18 protein-coding genes are annotated in these 19985 nt (G+C 68.1%); 1 reads left to right on the top strand and 17 read right to left on the bottom strand.

Going from position 1 to position 19985, the window contains the following annotated elements; all coding sequences use genetic code 11:
• Positions 1 to 67: 67 nt before the first annotated feature.
• From pyrF to EV685_RS14980, 16 genes are all read right to left on the bottom strand, one after another.
• A complete protein-coding gene (gene pyrF / locus EV685_RS15055) occupies positions 68 to 907 on the bottom strand; it encodes an orotidine-5'-phosphate decarboxylase (RefSeq protein ID WP_130482841.1) in 840 nt (279 codons plus the stop codon).
• Positions 904 to 1491 (bottom strand): DUF4276 family protein, encoded by a 588-nt coding sequence (locus tag EV685_RS15050; RefSeq protein ID WP_473964381.1) that lies wholly within the window; start codon positions 1489 to 1491, stop codon positions 904 to 906. Before EV685_RS15050 ends, pyrF begins: the two co-directional genes overlap by 4 nt.
• The gene (gene purB / locus EV685_RS15045; RefSeq protein WP_130482839.1) at positions 1488 to 2867 is read right to left on the bottom strand and encodes an adenylosuccinate lyase; all 1380 of its coding nucleotides are present in this window, start codon (positions 2865 to 2867) and stop codon (positions 1488 to 1490) included. The genes EV685_RS15050 and purB overlap by 4 nt, the downstream gene beginning before the upstream one ends.
• Before the next feature lie 87 nt (positions 2868 to 2954).
• Positions 2955 to 4871, bottom strand: coding sequence for a S8/S53 family peptidase (locus EV685_RS15040; protein WP_130482838.1), 1917 nt, complete (start codon positions 4869 to 4871; stop codon positions 2955 to 2957).
• A complete protein-coding gene (locus tag EV685_RS15035) occupies positions 4871 to 6025 on the bottom strand; it encodes a phosphatase PAP2 family protein (RefSeq protein ID WP_130482837.1) in 1155 nt (384 codons plus the stop codon). The genes EV685_RS15040 and EV685_RS15035 overlap by 1 nt, the downstream gene beginning before the upstream one ends.
• 39 nt (positions 6026 to 6064) lie before the next feature.
• Positions 6065 to 7948 carry an adenylate/guanylate cyclase domain-containing protein gene (locus EV685_RS15030; protein ID WP_165396816.1) on the bottom strand — a complete coding sequence of 628 codons (1884 nt, stop codon included), beginning with the start codon at positions 7946 to 7948 and terminating at the stop codon, positions 6065 to 6067.
• Positions 7949 to 7977: 29 nt separating this feature from the next.
• Positions 7978 to 8826 carry an ATP-binding cassette domain-containing protein gene (locus tag EV685_RS15025; protein ID WP_130482835.1) on the bottom strand — a complete coding sequence of 283 codons (849 nt, stop codon included), beginning with the start codon at positions 8824 to 8826 and terminating at the stop codon, positions 7978 to 7980.
• On the bottom strand, positions 8823 to 9827 hold the full coding sequence (locus EV685_RS15020; RefSeq protein ID WP_165396815.1) for an ABC transporter ATP-binding protein: 1005 nt from the start codon (positions 9825 to 9827) through the stop codon (positions 8823 to 8825). The genes EV685_RS15025 and EV685_RS15020 overlap by 4 nt, the downstream gene beginning before the upstream one ends.
• The gene (locus EV685_RS15015; protein WP_207224830.1) at positions 9824 to 10534 is read right to left on the bottom strand and encodes an ABC transporter permease; all 711 of its coding nucleotides are present in this window, start codon (positions 10532 to 10534) and stop codon (positions 9824 to 9826) included. The genes EV685_RS15020 and EV685_RS15015 overlap by 4 nt, the downstream gene beginning before the upstream one ends.
• 142 nt (positions 10535 to 10676) lie before the next feature.
• The gene (locus tag EV685_RS15010; protein ID WP_130482832.1) at positions 10677 to 11645 is read right to left on the bottom strand and encodes an ABC transporter permease; all 969 of its coding nucleotides are present in this window, start codon (positions 11643 to 11645) and stop codon (positions 10677 to 10679) included.
• Positions 11646 to 11649: 4 nt separating this feature from the next.
• Positions 11650 to 13431 carry a peptide ABC transporter substrate-binding protein gene (locus tag EV685_RS15005; RefSeq protein ID WP_130482831.1) on the bottom strand — a complete coding sequence of 594 codons (1782 nt, stop codon included), beginning with the start codon at positions 13429 to 13431 and terminating at the stop codon, positions 11650 to 11652.
• Between the two features lie 90 nt (positions 13432 to 13521).
• Positions 13522 to 14469, bottom strand: a complete 948-nt coding sequence (locus EV685_RS15000) for an AfsR/SARP family transcriptional regulator (RefSeq protein ID WP_130482830.1) — start codon at positions 14467 to 14469, stop codon at positions 13522 to 13524.
• Between the two features lie 93 nt (positions 14470 to 14562).
• Complete coding sequence (locus tag EV685_RS14995) at positions 14563 to 15348, bottom strand: Crp/Fnr family transcriptional regulator (RefSeq protein ID WP_130482829.1); 786 nt, start codon at positions 15346 to 15348, stop codon at positions 14563 to 14565.
• A 66-nt stretch (positions 15349 to 15414) separates the two neighbouring features.
• Positions 15415 to 16332 (bottom strand): AfsR/SARP family transcriptional regulator, encoded by a 918-nt coding sequence (locus EV685_RS14990; protein ID WP_130482828.1) that lies wholly within the window; start codon positions 16330 to 16332, stop codon positions 15415 to 15417.
• A 160-nt stretch (positions 16333 to 16492) separates the two neighbouring features.
• Positions 16493 to 17218 carry a Crp/Fnr family transcriptional regulator gene (locus tag EV685_RS14985; RefSeq protein WP_130482827.1) on the bottom strand — a complete coding sequence of 242 codons (726 nt, stop codon included), beginning with the start codon at positions 17216 to 17218 and terminating at the stop codon, positions 16493 to 16495.
• A gap of 75 nt (positions 17219 to 17293) precedes the next feature.
• Positions 17294 to 18424: an aminotransferase class V-fold PLP-dependent enzyme gene (locus EV685_RS14980; RefSeq protein WP_130482826.1), complete on the bottom strand. Its 1131-nt coding sequence runs from the start codon at positions 18422 to 18424 to the stop codon at positions 17294 to 17296.
• 284 nt (positions 18425 to 18708) lie between these two features.
• On the opposite strand from EV685_RS14980, the gene EV685_RS14975 reads away from it, so the two are divergent.
• A complete protein-coding gene (locus tag EV685_RS14975) occupies positions 18709 to 19026 on the top strand; it encodes a hypothetical protein (RefSeq protein WP_130482825.1) in 318 nt (105 codons plus the stop codon).
• A gap of 111 nt (positions 19027 to 19137) precedes the next feature.
• Here the strand turns inward: EV685_RS14975 and EV685_RS14970 are convergent, their stop codons facing one another.
• Complete coding sequence (locus tag EV685_RS14970; RefSeq protein WP_130482824.1) at positions 19138 to 19932, bottom strand: hypothetical protein; 795 nt, start codon at positions 19930 to 19932, stop codon at positions 19138 to 19140.
• Between the last annotated feature and the right edge of the window lie 53 nt (positions 19933 to 19985).

Raw genomic sequence — 19985 nt, 5'->3', positions numbered from 1 at the left:
AATCGCCACTGTCATTGGCGTCACCGACCGATGATCGGTCCGAGGCGGAGCGTGCCGCCTTGGGCGTTCAGCGCGCCGCGTTGAGCGTCGCCCGGGTGGCCAGCGCCACCCGCCGGGCCGCTTCGGCAAAGTCGTCGCCGTTGCTGGCGTAGAGGATGGCGCGCGAGCTGTTGACCACGATCGGGCCGGTGATCGCGCCGGCTGCGTCGCGCACCAGACCGGCCTGCACGGTGGCGACCGCATCGCCGCCCTGCGCGCCGACGCCGGGGATCAGCAGCGGCAGCGTGGGCGCGAGTTCGCGCACGCGGGCGATCTCCGCCGGGTAGGTGGCGCCGACCACCAGGCCGAGCTGGCCGTTGCGGTTCCACGCCGACTGCGCCAGCGCGGCCAGGTGTTCATACAGGCGCGGCTGGCCGGGCAGGTCGGCCAGGCGCTGCATCTGCCAGTCGTTGCCGCCCGGGTTGGAGGTGCGGCACAGCAGGATCGCGCCCTTGTCCGGGTGGCGCAGGTAGGGCTCGATCGAGTCGAAGCCCATGAAGGGCGACAGCGTCACCGCATCGGCCTGATAACGCTCGTAGGCCTCGCGGGCGTACTGCTCGGCGGTGCTGCCGATGTCGCCGCGCTTGGCGTCGAGGATCACCGGCACATCCGGCGCCACACGCTTGATGTGGGCCATCAGCCGCTCCAGCTGGTCCTCGGCGCGCTGGGCCGCGAAATAGGCGATCTGCGGCTTGAAGGCCACCACCAGGTCCTTGGTGGCGTCAACGATGCGGGCGCAGAAGTCATAGATGCGCGCGGCATCGCCCTTCCAGGCGCCCGGAAACTTGCCCGGCTCCGGATCGAGGCCGACACACAGCAGCGAGTCATGCAGGCGTTCGGCGCGGGCGAGCTGGTTGATGAAGTTCATGGTTGTGTATCGCTTGAGGAACTTGGGGACGCACGCGGGTAGTACGTGCTGGTGTGGCGCATCCAGTCGTCGCACAGTTTTCTGAAGGATCGGCTGCGTTGCCGAGCCTGGGCCATATCAAACTTTGCGGCGAACTTCGGCTGATCACTGGTGGCGTGATATCGGCTGTTGCCGAGTCGTCTCCCCAGCCAACCTTTGGCGTCTCTCGGGGTTTCGGCGTGCACGTTCTGGTCGCCGGGCTCCAGCTTCAGGCCGTGACAACCATTCAACGATTCGGCTGCGGCCATGAACCAGGCCTCGAACTCGCGATTTGCAAGGACAACGGCGACCGGACGATGCGGCACGACGCGTTGCGAGCGTTCCCTGAGGGTTGCAGCCAGCGCAACTGGGCGGTCATCGTCGGCATCCAGGAGGATCAAGATCCAGCCCTGTTCGCCACACTTGTTGGCAGCGAGTTGCAGATGCCGCTCGAACTCATGCTGGCGATTCAACAACGTCATTCGCGGTACGCGGATCGGACGATTGATCGTCACAGGACATGCCGGCGTCAACCAGGCGCACATTCGTCTGAGAAGATCGGTCAGATCCGCCGCGCCAGCTCCGCCGCCACGCCGACATAACTGGCCGGCGTCATGGCCAGCAGGCGGTCCTTTTCGGACTGCGGCAGGGCGAGGTTGGCGATGAAGCCCTGCATCAGTTGGCGCGTCATCGGCTGGCCGCGGGTGAAGGCCTTGAGCTGCTCATAGGGTTGCGGCAGGCCGTAGCGGCGCATGACGGTCTGGATCGGTTCGGCCAGCACCTCCCAGGCGCTGTCGAGGTCCTCGGCCAGCGCGGCCTCGTTGAGCTGCAGCTTGTCCAGGCCGCGCAGCAGGCTGTCGTAGCCCAGCTGCGCATAGCCCAGCGCCACGCCCATGTTGCGCAGCACGGTCGAGTCGGTCAGGTCACGCTGCCAGCGGCTGATCGGCAGCTTCTGCGCCAGGTGCGTCAGCAGCGCGCTGGACAGGCCGAAGTTGCCTTCGGCGTTTTCGAAGTCGATCGGGTTGACCTTGTGTGGCATGGTCGACGAGCCGACCTCGCCTTCCTTGGTCTTTTGCTTGAAGTAGCCCAGGCTGATGTAGCCCCAGACGTCGCGGCTCCAGTCGACCAGGATGGTGTTGGCGCGCGTCACCGCGTCGAACAGCTCGGCCATGTAGTCATGCGGCTCGATCTGGATGGTGTACGGGTTGAAGCTCAGGCCCAGCGCGCCTTCGACGACCTGGCGGCTGAAGGCCTCCCAGTCGTGCTCGGGGTAGGCGCTCAGGTGGGCGTTGTAGTTGCCGACCGCGCCGTTCATCTTGGCCAGCAGGGCCACACCCGCGATGCGGCTGCGGGCGTGCTGCAGGCGGGCGACGACGTTGGCGATCTCCTTGCCGACCGTCGTCGGGCTGGCGGTCTGGCCGTGCGTGCGGCTGAGCATCGGCACGGCGGCGAAGTCGTGCGACAGCGCGGTCAGCTTGGCGACGATGCGGTCCAGCGTCGGCAGCAGCACGGTCTCGCGGGCGGCCTGGAGCATCAGCGCGTGGCTGGTGTTGTTGATGTCTTCGCTGGTGCAGGCGAAGTGCACGAACTCGCCGGCGGCGACCAGCTCGGGCTGGTCGGCGAAGGTCGACTTGAGCCAGTACTCGACCGCCTTGACGTCGTGGTTGGTGGTCCGCTCGATGTCCTTGATGGCCTGGGCATCGGCCTCGCTGAACTGGGCAACCAGCGCGTTCAGGTGAGCCCGTGCGCCGTCCGACAGCGGCGCGAACTCGGCGAAGCCGGCGTCCGACAGCGCGATGAACCAGGCCACCTCGACCTGCACGCGGCGGTGCATCAGACCGAATTCGCTCAGCAGAGGGCGCAGCGCGCCGAGCTTGCCGGCGTAGCGGCCATCGAGGGGGGACAGGGCGGTCAGGGCGCTGAGGGAAGAGGCGGTGGACATGGCGCAGGGCCCGGGGACGGGCGCGTTCGAGGGAATCGGGAATTGTAGGTTTCGACCTGTTCCCCAAGCACCTGCCAGACGCCCCGCTCAGGGCAAGATGGCCCGGACCCGCCTGACCTTCTTTGACGGTTCGGCCCTTGCACCCGGCAGTGCTGGGCCAGGCGGCAGATTTTCCAGGTTGAGCGGCGATGGCGTTGCCTGGGCAGCGAGGGCTCCGCAGACATGGGCCGCAGCGATCGACGTTCCCCGCAGTTGCTGGCGTGTCCCGGTCGTGAAGCCGGGCCCGTGGAGCCGACCTGGGCCGTAGACCGGGTCGCCGCCCAGGATGGTCGAGGAATAGTCGGCCTCCTCGAACGGGTAGATTGCCCTGGGCATGCGCGCCGGTTCGACGGCGCCCACCACCACCACCTGGTGGGCATGGGCCAGGGTGGACCGTTGATCGGCGAGCTGCCCAGATGGCGCGTCCGCCTTGCTGAAACCGTACTGAGGTCGTTCGCCGGCCAGTTCGCCCGGCACGTCGCGCCGACGGATCCAGCCGTCGACATGGAGCGGCTCGCGCGCACGGTCCTGCGGCGACAGCTTGAGCGACCAGCGGCCCAGAGGGCCACATCGACGACCGAGCCAGTCGGTCGTGTGCGGCAAGGCGACCAGAATCAGGCTGGAACCGGTACCGCAGGCGCCCTCGGATGTGTGGGTGCCATTGAAGACCGCCGCCTGGACACCGGGTGCGTCCTGCCAGTCGCAGGTGGCATGCTCGCCCGGCCCGGCAGTGGCTTGCAGTGCGACAGCGCCGGGCGGCGGAATCAGGGTCGCCGTCATCCGGACCGGTGAGTCTCCTGTCGCTGGTACCCAGAACTCGAGGAAGGTTTCAGTGGCGTCGGGAACCTCGATGTCCCATGAGAACTCGATGCTGCCGTCCTCTTTACAGCCCTTGCGCAGATGGACCCGGCGCGGCTCCCCGGAGCCGTCATCGTCCACGTCGCCTGTGCCGATGTTGCCGGCGGCCACGACGACCTGCAGCCGCTGGATGCCGTCAGGCCCGTTCCAGCGGCGGATGCGCTCGTCGATGGCCTCCTCAAGCATCGACGTGCCGTTCTGCGGCCCGCCAAATCCGCCCAGGCTGAGGTTGATGACCACCCGTGCCTCGGGCGAACAGCGAGCCAGGATGTAGTCGATCCCGTCGCGCACATGCGAGGCCAGCCAGTTCGCGCTGGTGTCGTGCAGGGCAAGGTCCGGCAGTTGGACATGGATCAGCGCTGGCCCCACCGGTGGCGACGTGTTGCCTCTGGCATCGAGGTCGCGGTAAGCCTTCAGGGCTGTCGACAGCACATGGGTGCCGTGACTCCAGTCCGCCGCCTCGGGCAAGGCATAGCCGATGGCCCGATAGCTCGCCAGTTCGCGCTGCTCGCGCTGCCAGCCGGTCGCGCACGCGGCGAGCGACGCACCGAAGCGTTCTTCAAGGCGCGCACCGGTGACCTGTCGGCCGTATTGCATGTCGTCCGGTGTGCGCCAAAAGGCCGGATCTGCCGTGGCCGGGACACCCTGGTCCCAGAAATGCCGGATGAAGGTGCGCCCCTCGTCGGTCCAGAAGTCCTGGTGCAGGAAGCCGCAACGACCATCGATGACGCCGATCACCGTCGCAGCCTCGCAGGGCTGCACCTCCTCCGCGCCTGGTTTTTCTGGAAGAGGCGCCATGTCCACCAACCCGACGGACTTTCGACCCCCCACGGGCGCCATTCCGGGGTGCGCCAGACCGATGCGGTGGTGGTTCGAGCAGTCCAGCGCGACCGGCAGGTCATCGGCGTGCAGCCAGACCGTCCGGTGTCGAGCGGCCGGATCGACGAGCGACAACACCTGGTGCTGCGCCCTTTCCTGAAGGGCAGCGACCCCCTCAGGGGTGGTGATCAGACGCAGCCAGTCACCGTCCTGCGCGTCGCGCATCGGTTGCAGGTAGCGAAGCTGGGTGAGCTTGGCCCATTGCAGGTAGGGATCCGGGGCGGACATCAGTGCCACTCCGCAGACGCTTGCGTCCAGAGCCAGGCCAGCGGCTCGGAACGGCCGACGGGGACCGCCCCACGTGGGGCCGGGATCCGGCTCACGACCAAATCGACCACATCGGCCGCTGCGTCCACCCCTTTCTGCTTGCGCTTGACTTCTGGATTGAATGCGCGTGCCTCGACATCAACGGTTGCGTTCTCGTCTGCCGTGCAACGGGCGATCAGATAGTCCGCCATCACGGTGCCCAGCACCTGCCCCGCGATCGAGTCGATCTCGTAGTGCACGCCGGCGTACTCGCGGTTCTCGGCGATGCGGTACGCCAGGGCCAGTTGTGTTCGGGTCAAGGGAAGGAGCGCTCTGCGGTCCCCGTCCACCAATTGCGACAGCACCCAGGCGATCGTGAACGCTTCAGTGGCGTGGCCGCTGGGCAGGCTGCCATGGGCAGGCGTCAGGATCGCCGGCATCACCTGGTGGTTGATGCGATGGGGCCGCCTCACATCCAGCGCGTGCTTCAGGCGCTGCACGGCATGGTTGGCCAGACCGAGCGCGACCTGCATCAATTCGAGGGTGCGTGGCGTCCGGTCGGGGTGCAGCGGCAGGATCTGAGACCAGAAAGCAAAGGCCGGTGTGGTCTGGGTGGTGATCTCCAGCAGGCGCTCGCGCGAGGGATCCTGGGACTTCGGCATCGAGCGAAACCGGGTCTTTTCCGCGACCGCTTGGGCCTGGGCCATCAAGGTCGCATCCGATGGCGCAGTCAAGGTCAACAGGGCCTTGAATGTTGCCTTGACGCCGGCCGGGTTGGGGACCCAGAGGCCCAGGGTTGCGGAATCCTGCGACTCCGCTCTGAAGACCAGGTCCTGCGCGACCTCGAAGCCCCAGATCGCGCCTCGGACGTCAGGCTGCCACTGCCGGAGCCGATCCCCCTCGCCCTTGCTCGGGGTCGGGACCATTGCAGCCCCGGTGACACCGAGACGCCACAGCGCATGCTGCGACGACTCCAGGGCCTGCGTCAGCGCGGGGTTGACGATCGCGCCGGCATAGCCGGCGACGCCGTTCATCGATGCCGAGGATGCCGACGATGCGGAAGACGCTGACGAGGCAGACGAGGCCGAGGACGCCGAAGACGCGGACGATGCCGACGACGCGGACAGGATGCTCATGGGTTCACTCCCTGTGGATGGGCTGGGACAGGACCCCCGTCAGTTCTCCGGCAGACCGGCCTCGCGCAGGGCCTGCGCATAGCGGACGGCATGTGGCCTGTCGGCGCCGGGGTATCGCCGCAGGTACTGGGACACGCTGAAGCCGCGCTCGACCCGCAGCAGATCCTGGACGGTCTGGTGCGCCTCGTCGGCATGGCCACCCAGCGACTGCGCGATCGCCAGGATGCGCAGCGTCGATCCGTGGGTGCGGTTGGCACGCAGCGAGCGCTTGCCGTAGGAGATCGCGGTGTCGTAGTCACCGTGGGACAGCAGCGCCATCGAGGTGAAGTTGTCGTAGTAGTAGCGCATCGGATCGAGCGGTGACAGGCGTTGCGCCTGCAGCGCGCATCGGACCGCGTCCTGCCCATCGTTTGCATAGGCATGCAAGGCGGACTGGAACAGCCACGCCAGGCCTTCGTTCGGATTGATCTGGATCGCCTGCGAATACCGGTCCGAGGCCTGTTCCAGGTCCTTGCCCAGATAGGCGTGCACCAGCCCGTCGATCGCCAGTGCGAGGCTGAAGCCGCCGTCCAGATCGAGGGCTTGCGAGACCGCGAGACGCGCCATCTGGTGGTCGTCGTCCTCGCGTTCGGACCAACCCTGCGCGACGCGCAGCACATGCCATTTCGCCAGCCAGGCGCGCGGTGCCGGCGAACGGGGGTGTCGATCGCACAGGTAGCTCAGCATCTCGCGAGCCCGTCCAAACTCGCGCGGGGACAGCAGATGCATTTGCGAGATCGCGCCCAGCAAGATGGTGTAGCTGTCCAGCGTCGGCAGCGGAAGCCTGACCGCCCTGCGCACCTCGGCCCCGACCATGGCCGCGCCGATCTGCTCGCCGAGCCGCTCGACGACCGGGCTGCTGCCGTCGAGCGCTTCGGCGACACGGCCGTCGAGCCCCTCGGCCCAGATGACCTCGCCGAGCGGGCAGTTCACCAGTTGCACCCGCAGCCGGAAACGTTCGCCGACGAGCGTCAGCGTTCCCGTCACCGCGTAGTTGCACCCCAGCACCTCGTGCAGCACCTGCGCGTCGAAGGACCGGTCACGCAGGCGCGTCGTCGACAGTCGCGAGATCACGTTGAGCTGGGGCAGCCGTGCGAACTGGGCGATCAGGTCATCGGCCAGCACCTCTCCGAGCACGCTCTGGATACGCTCGGTCGCCAGCGGGTCCTCGAACGGGATGACCGCGATGCCGATGCGCTCGTCATGCCCGGCGCCTTGTGAGGCCCACATCGGCATACGTTCACCGATCGGGCCTGCACGGAAGGCCCTTTGTCGCTCGGAAAAATGCTTGAGGTTCACGAGGCCGAGGTCCTCGATCTCGAGGTCCAGCCGCACCGGGCGCGCGGTGGTGTCCGGCATGGGCAAGTCGGCATCACCGAGATCCTCGATGTCTGCATCGATGTCGGGAACGAGTGCCTGTCGGGCCTGCGGCGACAGGATGGTCTCTCCAGGCTGGGCGACTGAACACAGCCGGGCAGCCAAGTTGACGCCAGACCCGAAAACGTCATATTCCTCGACGACCAGGTCGGTTTCGTGCACCCCTGCTCGAAGGACGATGGAGGCGTCCTGCGGACGGCCCTGGTTGAATGCAGAGGCGAGCCTGTGCAGCTCGAAGGCGGCATCCACCGCCTGAGGCACGGACCGGAATTCGAGAAGCATGCCATCGCCCAGACTCTTGACCATGCGTCCGTTCCTGACGGGGAGCACGTCGCTACGTACCTGCTGGACAAACTGCCGCCAGCGCTGGATCACGTCGTTTTCATGCTCCCTCAGCAGCCGGACCGACTCGACCACGTCGACCACCACCACGGTTCGGCGCACCCGCACCAACTCGGGCCATGGATGCTTCCCCACTTCCGGTTGCGCCGCTTCCTCGGGTGCCATGGTGTGCTCTTGCTTGGGTTCAGGCATCCTCATTCTGATGGACAGTTCGGCGCCGTCGCAAGCGCCCGCTGGCCGGTTTCGCCTGGCATGCACGGCAGGGCGGCAAGCAGTGCCCGCGTGCAGGGATGCCCAGGCTGTTCGAGCAGATCGGCCGTTGTCCGGCACTCGACCACGCGGCCGGCCTGCATGACGGCCACGTGGTCGCTCACCTGTGCGACGGCCGCCAGGTCATGGCTGATGAACACCATGCCCAGGCCTTGTCGTCGCTGCAGGTCGACCAGCAGGTTCAGCACCTGAGCCTGCACCGAGACATCCAGCGCCGAAACCGCCTCGTCGCAAACGAGCAGGCGTGGCCGGACGGCCAGCGCCCGCGCGATGGCGATGCGCTGGCGCTGTCCTCCCGAGAACGCGTGCGGATGCCGCCGCAGGTGTTCGGTCCCGAGGCCGACCTGTGCGAGCAGCTCCACCACCTGCGCATCCCGTTCGGCGCGTCCCCGCACCAAGCCATGAAGAACGAGGCCCTCGCCGACGATGTCGGCAACGGTCATCAACGGATCGAGCGAGGTCTGCGGATCCTGGAAGATGATCTGGACGGCACGGGCCCACGCCAGCCGATCGGTTCGGCGCCGGCGATCGACCGGTCTTCCGTCGATCCGAACTTCCCCCGAGCTGGGTTCGATCAGGTTCAGGATGCAGCGTGCCAGCGTGCTCTTGCCGCATCCGGACTCTCCCACCACGCCCAGCGTCCGGCCGGCGGACAGCTCCAAGCTCACGCCGTCCAGCGCCCGCACGCCTTGGGCTGGTCCCCCCCACCAGGTTGACCGAACGGTCGGGTAGACCTTGACCAACTCGCGCACGGCCAGCAGAGGAGGGTTCATCGGACGTCGCCCTCAACGGCCCAGCAAGCCACCCGGTGAGACGGACCGACTTCACGCAGTGGCGGTGCCTCGGCGTGGCAGCGTGCATGGACCGATGCGCAGCGGTCAGCGTACCGGCAACCCCCGGCAGGCCCGATCAGCGACGGCGCCTGGCCAGCAATGCCCGTCATCTGAACCTGACGTGCCCGCCCGGGCTCAGGGCGTGGCACGGCCTCGATCATGGCGCGCGTGTACGGATGGCGGGCACCGAAGAACAGCCGCTGCGTGTCGGCCTCTTCAGCCACCCGTCCGGCATACAGGACGACGATGCGGTCGGACATCTGCGCGACGACCGGCAGGGCATGCGTGATCAGCAGCATCGAAAGTCCGAGGTCTCGACGCATGTCGCGCAGCAGTTCGAGAATTCCCGCTTGCACGCTGACGTCCAGCGTCGACGTGGGCTCATCGGCAATCAGCAGTTGCGGTCCACAGGCCAGGGCCGCTGCGATCAGGGCTCGCTGGCGCATGCCGCCAGAGAGCTGATGGGGGTAAGCATCGGCCAGTCTCTCTGGATCGGACAAGTGAACGCGCGCCAGCCATGACAGGGCCCGGGCACGCGTCTGCGACCTCGACAGTTGCAGGTGCCAGCGCGCGGCTTCTCCGACCTGATCGCCGATGCGCCGAACGGGGTTCAGCGCGGTGGCCGGATCCTGAAGGATCCAGGCGATCTCGCGCCCACGAACCGTGCGCAGGTCCTTGGGCCCCAGCTTGAGCAGGTCACGACCCTGCCAGAAGACTTCGCCGCTCACCACCCGTCCGGCTGGCCCTGCGACCATCCCGACGATGGCACTGGCGAGCGCGGACTTGCCGCTGCCGGACTCCCCGACCAGGCCCAACGTTTTCCCCGGCTCGATGTCCAGACTGACGTGGTCGAGTGCCTCGACCGTGCCCTCCGGGGTCTCGAAGTGGACTGACAAGCCGCGCACGGACAGACCACCCGCCGTCAGATCTCGGACGCTCATGTCGTTGAGGTCCTTTTGCGATGCGACAGGCGGGCGTGCGGGTCCTTGGCGTCCCGCCAGGCATCGCCTGCCAGATGCAGCGCCAGCACGGTCAACGCAATCGCCAGTCCGGGCGCGACGGCCACCCATGGTGCGATGTCCAGGTAGTCCTTGCCGTCATGCAGCATGCGGCCCCAGGTCGGCGTTTCGGGCGGAAAGCCCAGGCCGAGAAAGGAGAGGGTCGACTCCGTGAGGATCGCCGCCGCCGCGTCGAGCGAGCACATGACCACCACCGGACCCCTCGCATGTGGCAGCAGGTGATGCCACGCCAGCCAGCGACGCGACGCGCCCAGGGCCCGCGCCGCGTCGATGAACTCCCGCTGGCGTACCGTCACGAACTGCGCCCTGACCAGCCGCGCGACGGTCATCCAGCGGAAGCCGCCGATCACGGCCACGATCAGCACGAAGAGGCCCGGTCCTGAACCCAGACGGGCCTGCAAGGGGTCTCGGAACAGGTGAACGAGCAGCAGCAGCACGGGCAACTGGGGCAGGCACAGGAACAGGTCGGTGGCGGCCATCAGGACGGCGTCGCTGCGACCGCGTCTGGACAGCCCCGCCACAGCACCAACGGCTGTGCCGACCAGGGCCGACAACAGCATGGCAGCAGCACCGATCGCGAGGCTGATGCGACCACCGTGCAACAGCCTCGCCAACAGGTCACGGCCCATCTCGTCGGTGCCCAGTGGGTGCTGCGCACCGGGAGGCAACAGCCGGGACGAGAAATCGATCTCGTCGACCGTCGGCGTCCACAGCCACGGGCCGACGACTGCAAGCAGCACCAGCGAGACCAGACCGGCGATGCCCGCCGGCCTAGCGCGTGCCAATGCGGGGGTCGAGCCAACCATAGGTCACATCTGCCAGCGCGTTGGCCATGACCACCAGCACAGCGAGAAGAAGGGTGATGGCCAGCAGCACGGGCGTGTCATTTCTCAGGACCGACTCGACCAGCAGCGAGCCGATGCCCGGCACCCGGAAAATCTGTTCGGTCACGATCGCGCCGCTGAACACCGCCGGCAGTTGCAAGGCCAGCAGGGTCACCAGCGGAATCAGGGCGTTGGGCAGCACATGCCGCCAGACCACGAGGGTCTCTGGCAGGCCCTTGCTGCGAGCCAGCCGGACGTGGTCGAGGCAAGCGACATCCATCACCGCCGAACGCACATGACGCAACCAGATCGCGGACTGGAAGGACGCCAGGACCAGCACGGGCATCAGCGACTGTCGAGCCTGCTCCACCATCCAGGGCCAGCCGGTCTGCGACAGATCGGTGCGAAAAACGAACGGCAGCCAGCCGAGTTGAATCGAGAACAACAGGATGAGCAGCAGACCCGTGAAGAACGACGGCAGGGCATAGCCCAGATAGGCCAGGGCCGACACACAGCGGTCGAAGGCGCTCCCGGGATGCAGCCCGGCCTTCATCCCGATCGGCACGGCCAGCGCCAGCGCCAGCAGCAACGAGCCACCGACGATTGCCAAGGTGACGGGCAGACGCTGGAGGATCAGGTCGATCACGTCGAACCGACTGACGTGGGACCAGCCCCAGTCGCCGCGCAGCATGGCCCACAGCCAGTGGAAATAGCGCGCGATGGGCGGCTGGTCCAGACCGAACTGGTGTCGCAGTTGTCGACGGACCTCTGGCGGTACGTCGGGGTGCGTCACGAGCTCGCTCATAGGGTCGCCAGGAGCCATCTTCAGCACCGCGAACAACACCGCGCTGATGCCGAGCACGCTCAGCAAGGCCCGCAGCGCACGCCATCCGACGGAGTGGGCGCGCCGGTGCATGGGCTCAAGCCTTGAACCAGTCGGCGATCTGGGCCGTCTCGACGGTCCATCCGCTGATGGGCGCACGCAGCCGGCGGGTCAGTGCGGAGATGGCCGGTCGGTAGACGATGGGAACGATCGCGCCGTCCTCGCAGACCAGGTCGTTGAGCTCGATGAGCAGCGCGGCGCGCCGCACAGGATCGACCTCGACCTCAGCCGCGCGGAAGGTGCGGTCATAGCGCTCATGTCGCCAACGGATCACGTTGCGACCCTCCCACTTGTTCTCTCGCGATGCGATCTGCCAGGAACAGAACATCTCCATGAATCGCCCCGGATCTGGCCCGTTGCGGCCCTGCTGGTACATCTGGAGATCGGCCAGGAACTTGGTCGCTGTGTCTTGGCTGCCGGGATCGGAGGAGAAGAACACCGAGGCCGTCGTCGACTTCAGTTCCAGTTCGATTCCAACCCGCTGTGCGGCCTGTCGCAAAAGGCCCTGAACCTTCTGGCGGGTCGCGTTGACGGAGGTCTGGAACAAGAATTTCAGCCGCTTCCCATCACGCTGACGCACCCCGTCCGGCCCGCGTTTCCAGCCCGCGGCTTCCAGCAGTGCCTCGGCCCGTGCCGGATCGTGTCCGAGCCCTTTGCGCGTGGAGGTGTAGCGCGCCGGATTGACCAGGAAGTTGGCGGTGCCGACGCCTCCTCGTCCATACAGGAATCGCTGGATGCTGTCGCGATCGACCAGCAAAGCCAGCGCTTCTCGCACCGCCGGGTCCAGCAGCACCGGGTGGCGACTGGCCGGAGAAGCCCGCTCGCCATCGACCTCGCTCCAGGGGTCCGCGTGGTTGAGCATCAGGAACTCGACATGGCCCCCATGCGCGAAGTCCAACGTGCCGCGGCCGCCTTCTTCCAGCCGTCGCAGGATCTCATCCTCGATCTGGAGATTCCAGGCGAAGTCGTACTCGCCGGTCTGCAGCACCGCGCGGGCCGCGGACAGGGCATCGCCGCCGCCCTTGATCGTGACCGTGTCGAAATGCGGCTTGAGCGGTTGGTGGTACGTCGGGTTGAGCTCGCCTCGAACCAGGTCGCCCGGAACCATGTCGACGAAACGGTAGGGGCCCGTCCCGACCGGTCGCGAGTTGGCGGGGGCATCGCGCGACGTCGCTCCTCGGAAGGCTGCGAAGAGGTGTCGCGGCAGCACGCAATGCAAGGCGGCGTCAACCCAGAAGGGCGTCGGGCGATCAAATTCGTGGCGCACGGTCAGGGCATCGACCTTGCGGACCTGGATCGAGCGGAATGACCCGTGCGTGATGGCGGCGGTGGCCGGGTCTCGTGCGTACTCCCATGTCGCGACGACATCGTCGGCCGTGAAGGGCTTGCCGTCGTGCCAGGTGACGTCGGGCTTGAGTTTCCAGGTCACGGAACGCCCGTCCCGAGCGAGCCCCCCGTTCGCGAGCGAGGGCACCTCCTGAGCCAGCATGGGGTAGAGGTTGCCGTCCCTGTCCCAGTCGACCAGCGGCTCGTAGAACAGCCTGCAGGCCGCCTGGTCCTTGCTGCCACTGGCGAAGTGAGGATTCAGGAGCGTCGGTCCTTGCCAGAACAACATCCGGAGCGCCCCGCCCCCGCCGCGCCGAACCGGTTCGTAGAAGGGCTTGCCGGTTTGCGCGCCGGCAGCGTCGGACATCGGCAGCAAGGCCGCCGCCATGGGCCCCGGCAGCCCGACTGCCGTCAAGCGCGCGATGAAGGCGCGCCGTGACAAGGCGCCAGATCGAACCGCTTGGATCGCTGCCCTGATGTCCGCTTCTCTCATCGTGGATCCTTGCATGGTTCAGGTAGATCGGCTTCTTGATTCTGTTCGACAGCCCCGAGCCTGTACACCAGGGAACGGGCCGTTCTCCGCCTACGGCGAGGGATGCAGCGCGTGCCAAGCCGGTCGGGCCGTTGCGCCGTTCGCATGGATATCTGCCGCCGAAACCTCCCGCGAGGTCAGCAAGCGGTACAGGCGCGTCGTGACCTCTTGCGGTGCGACGCCGAGCGTCTCTCGCAGAACCCGCACGCAGGTGCGGTACTGGCGCTCGGCGAGCTGGGGTTGTCCCAACGCTGCATAGCAGCGCATCAAGCGACCATGGGCGGCCTCGTTGCAGGCATCCAGGCTCAGGTGGCGCAACGCCGTCCGCAAGCAGGCATGGAGATCGCCTGCAGCTTCATGCAGCTCGGCCAGTCGCTGCAGAACCTGGTTGTGGCGGTCGCGCAGCTGTTGCGCCAGACCTGACAGTGCCGCGTCCTGGCTGTCTTCGTCGATCTGGTCCAGACCGTGCAGCACCAAAGACGCCTCGTAGTGGGCGATCGCCTCGACATGCTTGCCACGGGCATCCAGAAGCGCGCCCATGTCGGAGCGCTGCAGGAACTGTTCGCTGTCGATCCACACCGGCCCGTTCGGCAGGAACTGGTAGCCCTCATCCTGATGCACGATCACCCCCGCCGGATCGAGCGCCCGGCGCACACGGTGCAGCGTCACGTGCAAGCTGTTGCGGGCGCTTCCAGCGTCGGCTTCAGGCCAGTAGAGGTTGCAAAGCCGCGTCCGTGACAGGGGACCATGCCGCCGCAACAGCAGCAGCTTGAGCAGTGAACGGGTCTTGCCGCGCGGCAGGTTCTCCACACGCATGTCGTCCAGCCACAGTTCGAAACCGCCGATGACCTTCATCGACAACAACGGGCCGTTCGACCTGGGTAGGCTGGTGCGCAGGCACGCTGGCATGTCGAGCAGGATGTCGGCCGGCGCAGCGCTGGCGCGGTTGACGCTCGCCATGGCTGTGTTCCGGGATGTCGTGTGTTCGTCGTTCAGCATGCTGCCTCCGGGCTGAGGGTCGCCGTGATTGAGAAATCGGAGAAATCGCGACTCAGTCTAGAAGTCGGCAGGCAACCTCGCCGGTGATCTCGCTCACATGCTTTCGACGGAAGTTCTGGGGGCAACCGAGCGCTTGGTCGCTTCGCACGGGGCCGTCGGCGAGCTGGTGGGCACATCCACGCGATCGGCCAGCCGCAAGAGGTCGACCACGACCCGTCCCCGCGTCGAGCACTCGATCACCCGGGCGCGGCGCAAGTCACCAAGCTCTCGTGTGACCTGCTCTCGCGTACAGCTGATGCGGCCTGCCAGTTCGCTGTGGCTGGGCGTGGGATCCAGCAGGCACCGTTGCGCTTTTGGCGATGCCGCGCTGGCGTGGCTCAGTCGGAGCAGTTCGGCGCACAAACGCTGGGACACGTTCAGGGCGCTCAACTCGTAGACCCGCTCGGTCAGACCGCGCGCAGCGCCAGCCAGATGCCTCAGCATGCGTTCGTTGACATCCCAATGGCGCCTGAGCAGCGCCAGGAGGTCATCTGGGCTCATCCGCGCCAACAGGGCATCCTGGACGGCCACGACCGTGGCCGAGCGTGGCAGCCGGTCGATCGCTGACATCTCGCCGATCAGTTCGCCAGGACCAGCGTCGCGGAAGCTGACTTCTTTGCCGCTGGGCGACAGCGCGACCACCCGCACCTTGCCGGACAGGATCAAGTAGCAGTCCCGATCTCTTTCGTCCCGCGACATCACGATCTGACGGGAACGAAACAGCTTGAACTGGCAGATCTGTCCGACTTCCGAGACGATTTCGTCGGGAAGATCGCGCAGCAGGTGCACCTGACGCAGGCCGCTCAGCGCACGTGCGTCGGTCGAGCGAAGCAGTGTCACGGTCTTGCTCCTTGCATCCGGGCAGTCCGGACACACGGAGTATGGGATCTCGGTTGGGTTACTGCATCATCCGCCTGAAGGAGCGGAGCGGCTGGCGAACCAGCTGGCCGATGGCTGGTGCCTGTCAACAAGAAGGCGCCGATGCAACTCGATCGTCTCCGCCTGCGGCGTCACGCCGAGCTGGCGGCGCAGCGTGTCGACACAGGTGCGGAACTGGCGTTCGGCCAGCTGGACCTGACCGAGCCGCGCGTAGCAGCGCATCAGGCGGCGGTGGGCCTGTTCGTTGCACGGGTCGATGCCCAGGTGACGCAGTGACACGCGCAGGCAGCCGTGCAGGTCCTCGCGCGATTCGCGCAGCCGGGCCAGCCGTTCCAGCGCCTGGTTGAAGCGGTCACGCAGGGCCTGGTCGTCGCAGGCCAGCGCGGGTTCGTGTTCGCCGTCGTCGAGCAGGTCGCTGCGGTAGAGCGCGATGGCCGATTCGTACTCGGTGATCGCTTCATCCAGGTTGCCGCGCAGGTCCTCCAGCGCGCCGACCTCGGCGTGCAGCACGAACTGCTCGGCATCGAGCCAGACCTCGCCCGGCGCGACGAGCTGGTAGCCCTCGTCGCCGTGGCGGATCAGGCCGCTGTCGCCGATCGCGCGGCGCAGCCGGTGCAAGGTGACGTGCAGGCTGTTGCGCGCGCCGGCCGGATCGGCCTCCGGCCACAACAGGCTGCACAGGCGCAGCCGTGACATCGGCCGGCGACGCTGCAGCAGCAGCACGCGCAGCAGCGCGCGCGCCTTGCCATGCGGCAGGTCCTGGATGCGCTGCCCGCCCAGGCTCAGCTGCAGGCCGTCGAGCATGTGCACCGTCAGCATCGGTTCGGCAAGCGCCGCCGGGCGGCTCGACACCGGCAGCGGTGCGGGTGCGATCGGGCGATCGAAGGGCAGCACCAGGGTTGGACCGGCCATGGCGGCCGGTCGGCTCAAGACATCGAGTTCCATCGTGTTGACTCCCAAGAGCGTCGACGCCGGTCCCGCACGGGCGGTCCGTGCGGCGCGACGTCGATGAGCCAGTCTAGGAAGTCACCCCCCGTGGGCGCAGTGCGCTGGCGCACCGCCCACATGCTGCAAATTGTTTCGGCGCCGGGGACGCGGTCGAGGCTCAGGTCGAGGTGCGCACCGCTTCAATGCGCTCGGCCAGACGCGACAGGTCCTCGATCACCAGCGCGCCGTCCTCGCGCCCGACCAGGCCGGCGCGACCCAGCTCGGCCAGCTCGCGCGTGACCTGCTCGCGGTAGCTGCTGATGCGTCCGGCCAGCTCGCTGTGACTGGGCGCCGGGCGCAGCACGATGCGGTTGTCGGCGCTGCGGTCGTGCACCGCCGCATCGGCCAGCGCCAGCCGCAGCAGCTCGGCACACAGGCGCTGCTGCACATTGAGCGTGCTGAGTTCGTAGACCCGGTCGGTCAGCCGGCGGGCAATGCTGGCGAGGTGGCCGAGCATGCGCTCGGTGATGACCCAATGGCGTTGCAGCAGCCGGCGCAGGTCATCTGGGCTCAGGCGCGCCAGCAGGGTGTCCTGCAGCGCGACGACGGTGGCCGAACGCGGCGCACCGTCGATCGCAGCCATCTCGCCGATGGTTTCGCCGGCGCCCGAGTCGCGGAAGCTGACCTCGCGACCGCTCGGCGACAAGGCCACCACACGGACCCGGCCGGAGACGATGAAGTAGCAGTCGCGGTCGAGGTCGTCGCGCGAGATCACGCCCTGGCGGGCGCGGTAGAGGCGGAAACGGCAGGCGGCGGCGACCTCGGCGAGCACCGGCTCGGGCAGGTCCTTGAGCAGGTGGACGGCGCGCAGGCCGCTCAGTGCGGGGGCGTCGGGTTCGGGCATCTGGCCAGTCTGTCACACCGCTTGGGTATGGCAAGACGGGCCGGGCGGTCCGACCTGATCGAGCTCAGGCCAAGCTCAGACGATGTGGCTCAGCGCCCGGTCCAGATGCTCGACGGTGCGGGCCACGTTGCCCAGCTTGTCCAGGCCGAACAGGCCGATGCGGAAGGTGCGGAAGTCGGTGCCTTCGTCGCACTGCAGCGGCACGCCGGCGGCGATCTGCAGGCCCTGGGCCTTGAGCTTGGCACCGCTCTGGATCTGCGCGTCGTCGGTGTAGCTGACGATCACGCCGGGCGCGCCGTAACCATCGGCGGCGACGCTCGGGAAGCCCTTGGACGCCAGCAGCGCGCGGGCCTGGCGGCCCAGCTCGATCTGCGCGTCCTTGAGCTGCGCGAAGCCGATCGCGCGGGTCTCGACCATGACGTCGCGCAGCGTCGCCAGCGCGTCGGTCGGCATGGTGGCGTGGTAGGCGATGCCGCCGCCTTCATAGGTCTCGGCGATGGCCAGCCACTTGCGCAGGTCGCAGGCGAAGCTGGTGCTGGTGGTCGTCTCGATGGCGGCGCGGGCGCGCTCGCTGAGCATCACCAGACCGCAGCACGGCGGGCCGCTCCAGCCCTTTTGTGGCGCGCTGACCAGCACGTCGACGCCCGTGGCCGCCATGTCGACCCAGACCGTGCCCGAGGCGATGCAGTCCAGCACGAACAGGCCGCCAACCGCATGCGTGGCGTCGGCCACGGCGCGCAGGTAGTCGTCGGGCAGGATCATCCCGGCGGAGGTCTCGACGTGCGGCGCGAACACGACCGCCGGACGTTCGGCCGCGATGCGCGCGACCACCTCATCGATCGGGGCCGGCGCGAACGGCGCCTTCGGGCCGCCGTCACCGGTGCGGCGGGCCTTCAGCACCGTCGACGACTTCGGGATCGCGCCCATGTCCAGGATCTGGGTCCAGCGGTAGCTGAACCAGCCGTTGCGGATCACCAGCACATGCTGGCCGGTGGCGAACTGGCGCGCGACCGCTTCCATCCCGAAGGTGCCGCTGCCCGGCACGATGGCGACAGCGCGGGCCGCATAGACCTCCTTGAGCGTCGCGGTGATGTCGGTCAGCACCTTCTGGAAGCGGGCCGACATGTGGTTGAGCGCCCGGTCGGTGTAGACGACCGAATATTCGAGCAGGCCATCGGGATCGACATCGGGGCGCAGTGCAGGCATCGTGGACTCCAGCGCCGGCCGCAGCCGGACGGCGTGTTCAAGGTGGGAAAGCGGTGAAACAGGGGCGGAATAAGGCGGTCGGCCAGCTTACACCGCAGCCCCTTTCCGACAGCCCGCCGGGTTGTGGGGCGCTCACCGGGTCTTACCCTGATGCGGCGGTCCTGGGTCCGCGCCTTGCTTCTCGCCTGGACCTGCGGTCCTGCCCGGTGCAGTCCCTGCCGCGCGGCGAGCCGTGGGCAACCCACACGAATCCGTGCCCGAACGGATCTCCTGGAGACGCCACCATGGTCCTGCTCGACAACCTTCCCACCGACTCCGTGCTGCGGCGGCACGCCACCACCGAGCGGCTGCGCGCCCTTGGGCTGCCCCCGACGGACGTGGTGCTGCGCCGTCACCACGACCAGCTGGTCGACTCGCTGCAGGCCCGTGCCGCAGCGTCCGAGGCCGCCCGCCGGGCCGCCAGCACGGTGGCCCGGCCGGCGCCAGCGCGGGTGTCCGCACCGGTCGCCGCACCCCGGCCAGCACCGGCCGCCGCACCGGCTGCCACGCCGTCCGGCGGTGGCCTGTTCGGCTGGCTGCGGCGCCTGCTGGGCGCGCGCTGAGGCCGGCCCGCCCGATCGGCGACGACCGTTCACGGAACACTCTGCGCCAGGGCTGGTGCAGAGAGTCACGCCCCGTCACGGCCCGTCACGCCCCGTCGCGGCCGGCGGCCTTCAGCCGGTCCCGAGCAGCGCGCGTGCTGCCTCGATGCGCAGCGGCAGCGGGACCGAGCCGTCGTTCATCACCGCCAGCAGGAAGCTGCGCGGTTCGGTGTGGGCGGTGTGGCCGAGGTGCGCGGTGGCTGCGGCGAGTGCCGTGCCCGCCGTGCTCGACATGCCTGCAGGGCTGGCCTCAGGTGCCGGCGCCGTCATTGCCGATGCCGTCGGGGCCGATGCCGCTTGCAAGGCCTGCGTCAACAGGGTCGTCGCGGTCGCCAGCACACCCGGCTGGATGCTGGCGAGCGCGCCCAGCACGCCGGCCTGGGCCTCGTCACCCGGCGGGATGTCCAGCCATGGCGTGTCGGCAAACAGCGGCGCGAGGTCCGGTGCGACAAAGGCTGACCAGTTGCCGGTCGCCTCGTTGAGCACCGGCACCGGCCGCAGGTGCCGGGCGACGTCGACGGCGCTGGCGGGCTGCGGCCACAGCGTCACCCGCCCCGCCGGCAGGTCGACCAGCCAGCGCCGCCGCAGCGCGTCGACGAAGGCGTGTGCGCTGTCCACCGACAGCGGCTCGGCCAGCGAGAACCAGAGCTGCAGCGCATCCGTGCCCGAGGCCGCGATGCCCGGCGCCGGCAAGCCCAGCTCGGTCTGCACGCCACGCCAGACCTGCCCCAGCCGCTCCCAGTCGGCCGGCCGGCCGAGTTCCAGCACGGCGGCCCGCACGTGGCCATGAGCGTCGATCAGGGCGTCGCCGGATGCTGTCTCGGGACGCTGGTAGAGGCGGCGGAACGCTTGCTGCAGGCGGCTCATGGCGGTGTCTGGACGTGGCGGCGCGTGGGGGAGCGGCGACTTTAGCGGGGTGA

Source organism: Sphaerotilus mobilis, from assembly GCF_004216565.1.
Lineage (GTDB): Bacteria > Pseudomonadota > Gammaproteobacteria > Burkholderiales > Burkholderiaceae_C > Sphaerotilus > Sphaerotilus mobilis.
The sequence above is the reverse complement of the archived record's forward strand: the minus strand, read 5'-3'. Positions and strand labels throughout refer to the sequence as shown.

What these genes read in the sequence shown, in the direction of transcription:
- EV685_RS14985 (WP_130482827.1), bottom strand. Translation starts at nt 17,218, where the DNA reads ATGCCCGAACCCGACGCCCCCGCACTGAGCGGCCTGCGCGCCGTCCAC.
- pyrF (WP_130482841.1), bottom strand. Translation starts at nt 907, where the DNA reads ATGAACTTCATCAACCAGCTCGCCCGCGCCGAACGCCTGCATGACTCG.
- EV685_RS15020 (WP_165396815.1), bottom strand. Translation starts at nt 9,827, where the DNA reads ATGAGCGTCCGAGATCTGACGGCGGGTGGTCTGTCCGTGCGCGGCTTG.
- EV685_RS15010 (WP_130482832.1), bottom strand. Translation starts at nt 11,645, where the DNA reads ATGCACCGGCGCGCCCACTCCGTCGGATGGCGTGCGCTGCGGGCCTTG.
- EV685_RS15000 (WP_130482830.1), bottom strand. Translation starts at nt 14,469, where the DNA reads ATGCTGAACGACGAACACACGACATCCCGGAACACAGCCATGGCGAGC.
- EV685_RS14980 (WP_130482826.1), bottom strand. Translation starts at nt 18,424, where the DNA reads ATGCCTGCACTGCGCCCCGATGTCGATCCCGATGGCCTGCTCGAATAT.
- EV685_RS15030 (WP_165396816.1), bottom strand. Translation starts at nt 7,948, where the DNA reads ATGGCACCCGAGGAAGCGGCGCAACCGGAAGTGGGGAAGCATCCATGG.
- purB (WP_130482839.1), bottom strand. Translation starts at nt 2,867, where the DNA reads ATGTCCACCGCCTCTTCCCTCAGCGCCCTGACCGCCCTGTCCCCCCTC.
- EV685_RS14975 (WP_130482825.1), top strand. Translation starts at nt 18,709, where the DNA reads ATGGTCCTGCTCGACAACCTTCCCACCGACTCCGTGCTGCGGCGGCAC.
- EV685_RS14970 (WP_130482824.1), bottom strand. Translation starts at nt 19,932, where the DNA reads ATGAGCCGCCTGCAGCAAGCGTTCCGCCGCCTCTACCAGCGTCCCGAG.
- EV685_RS15005 (WP_130482831.1), bottom strand. Translation starts at nt 13,431, where the DNA reads ATGAGAGAAGCGGACATCAGGGCAGCGATCCAAGCGGTTCGATCTGGC.
- EV685_RS15040 (WP_130482838.1), bottom strand. Translation starts at nt 4,871, where the DNA reads ATGTCCGCCCCGGATCCCTACCTGCAATGGGCCAAGCTCACCCAGCTT.
- EV685_RS15015 (WP_207224830.1), bottom strand. Translation starts at nt 10,534, where the DNA reads ATGGGCCGTGACCTGTTGGCGAGGCTGTTGCACGGTGGTCGCATCAGC.
- EV685_RS15025 (WP_130482835.1), bottom strand. Translation starts at nt 8,826, where the DNA reads ATGAACCCTCCTCTGCTGGCCGTGCGCGAGTTGGTCAAGGTCTACCCG.
- EV685_RS14990 (WP_130482828.1), bottom strand. Translation starts at nt 16,332, where the DNA reads ATGGAACTCGATGTCTTGAGCCGACCGGCCGCCATGGCCGGTCCAACC.
- EV685_RS15035 (WP_130482837.1), bottom strand. Translation starts at nt 6,025, where the DNA reads ATGAGCATCCTGTCCGCGTCGTCGGCATCGTCCGCGTCTTCGGCGTCC.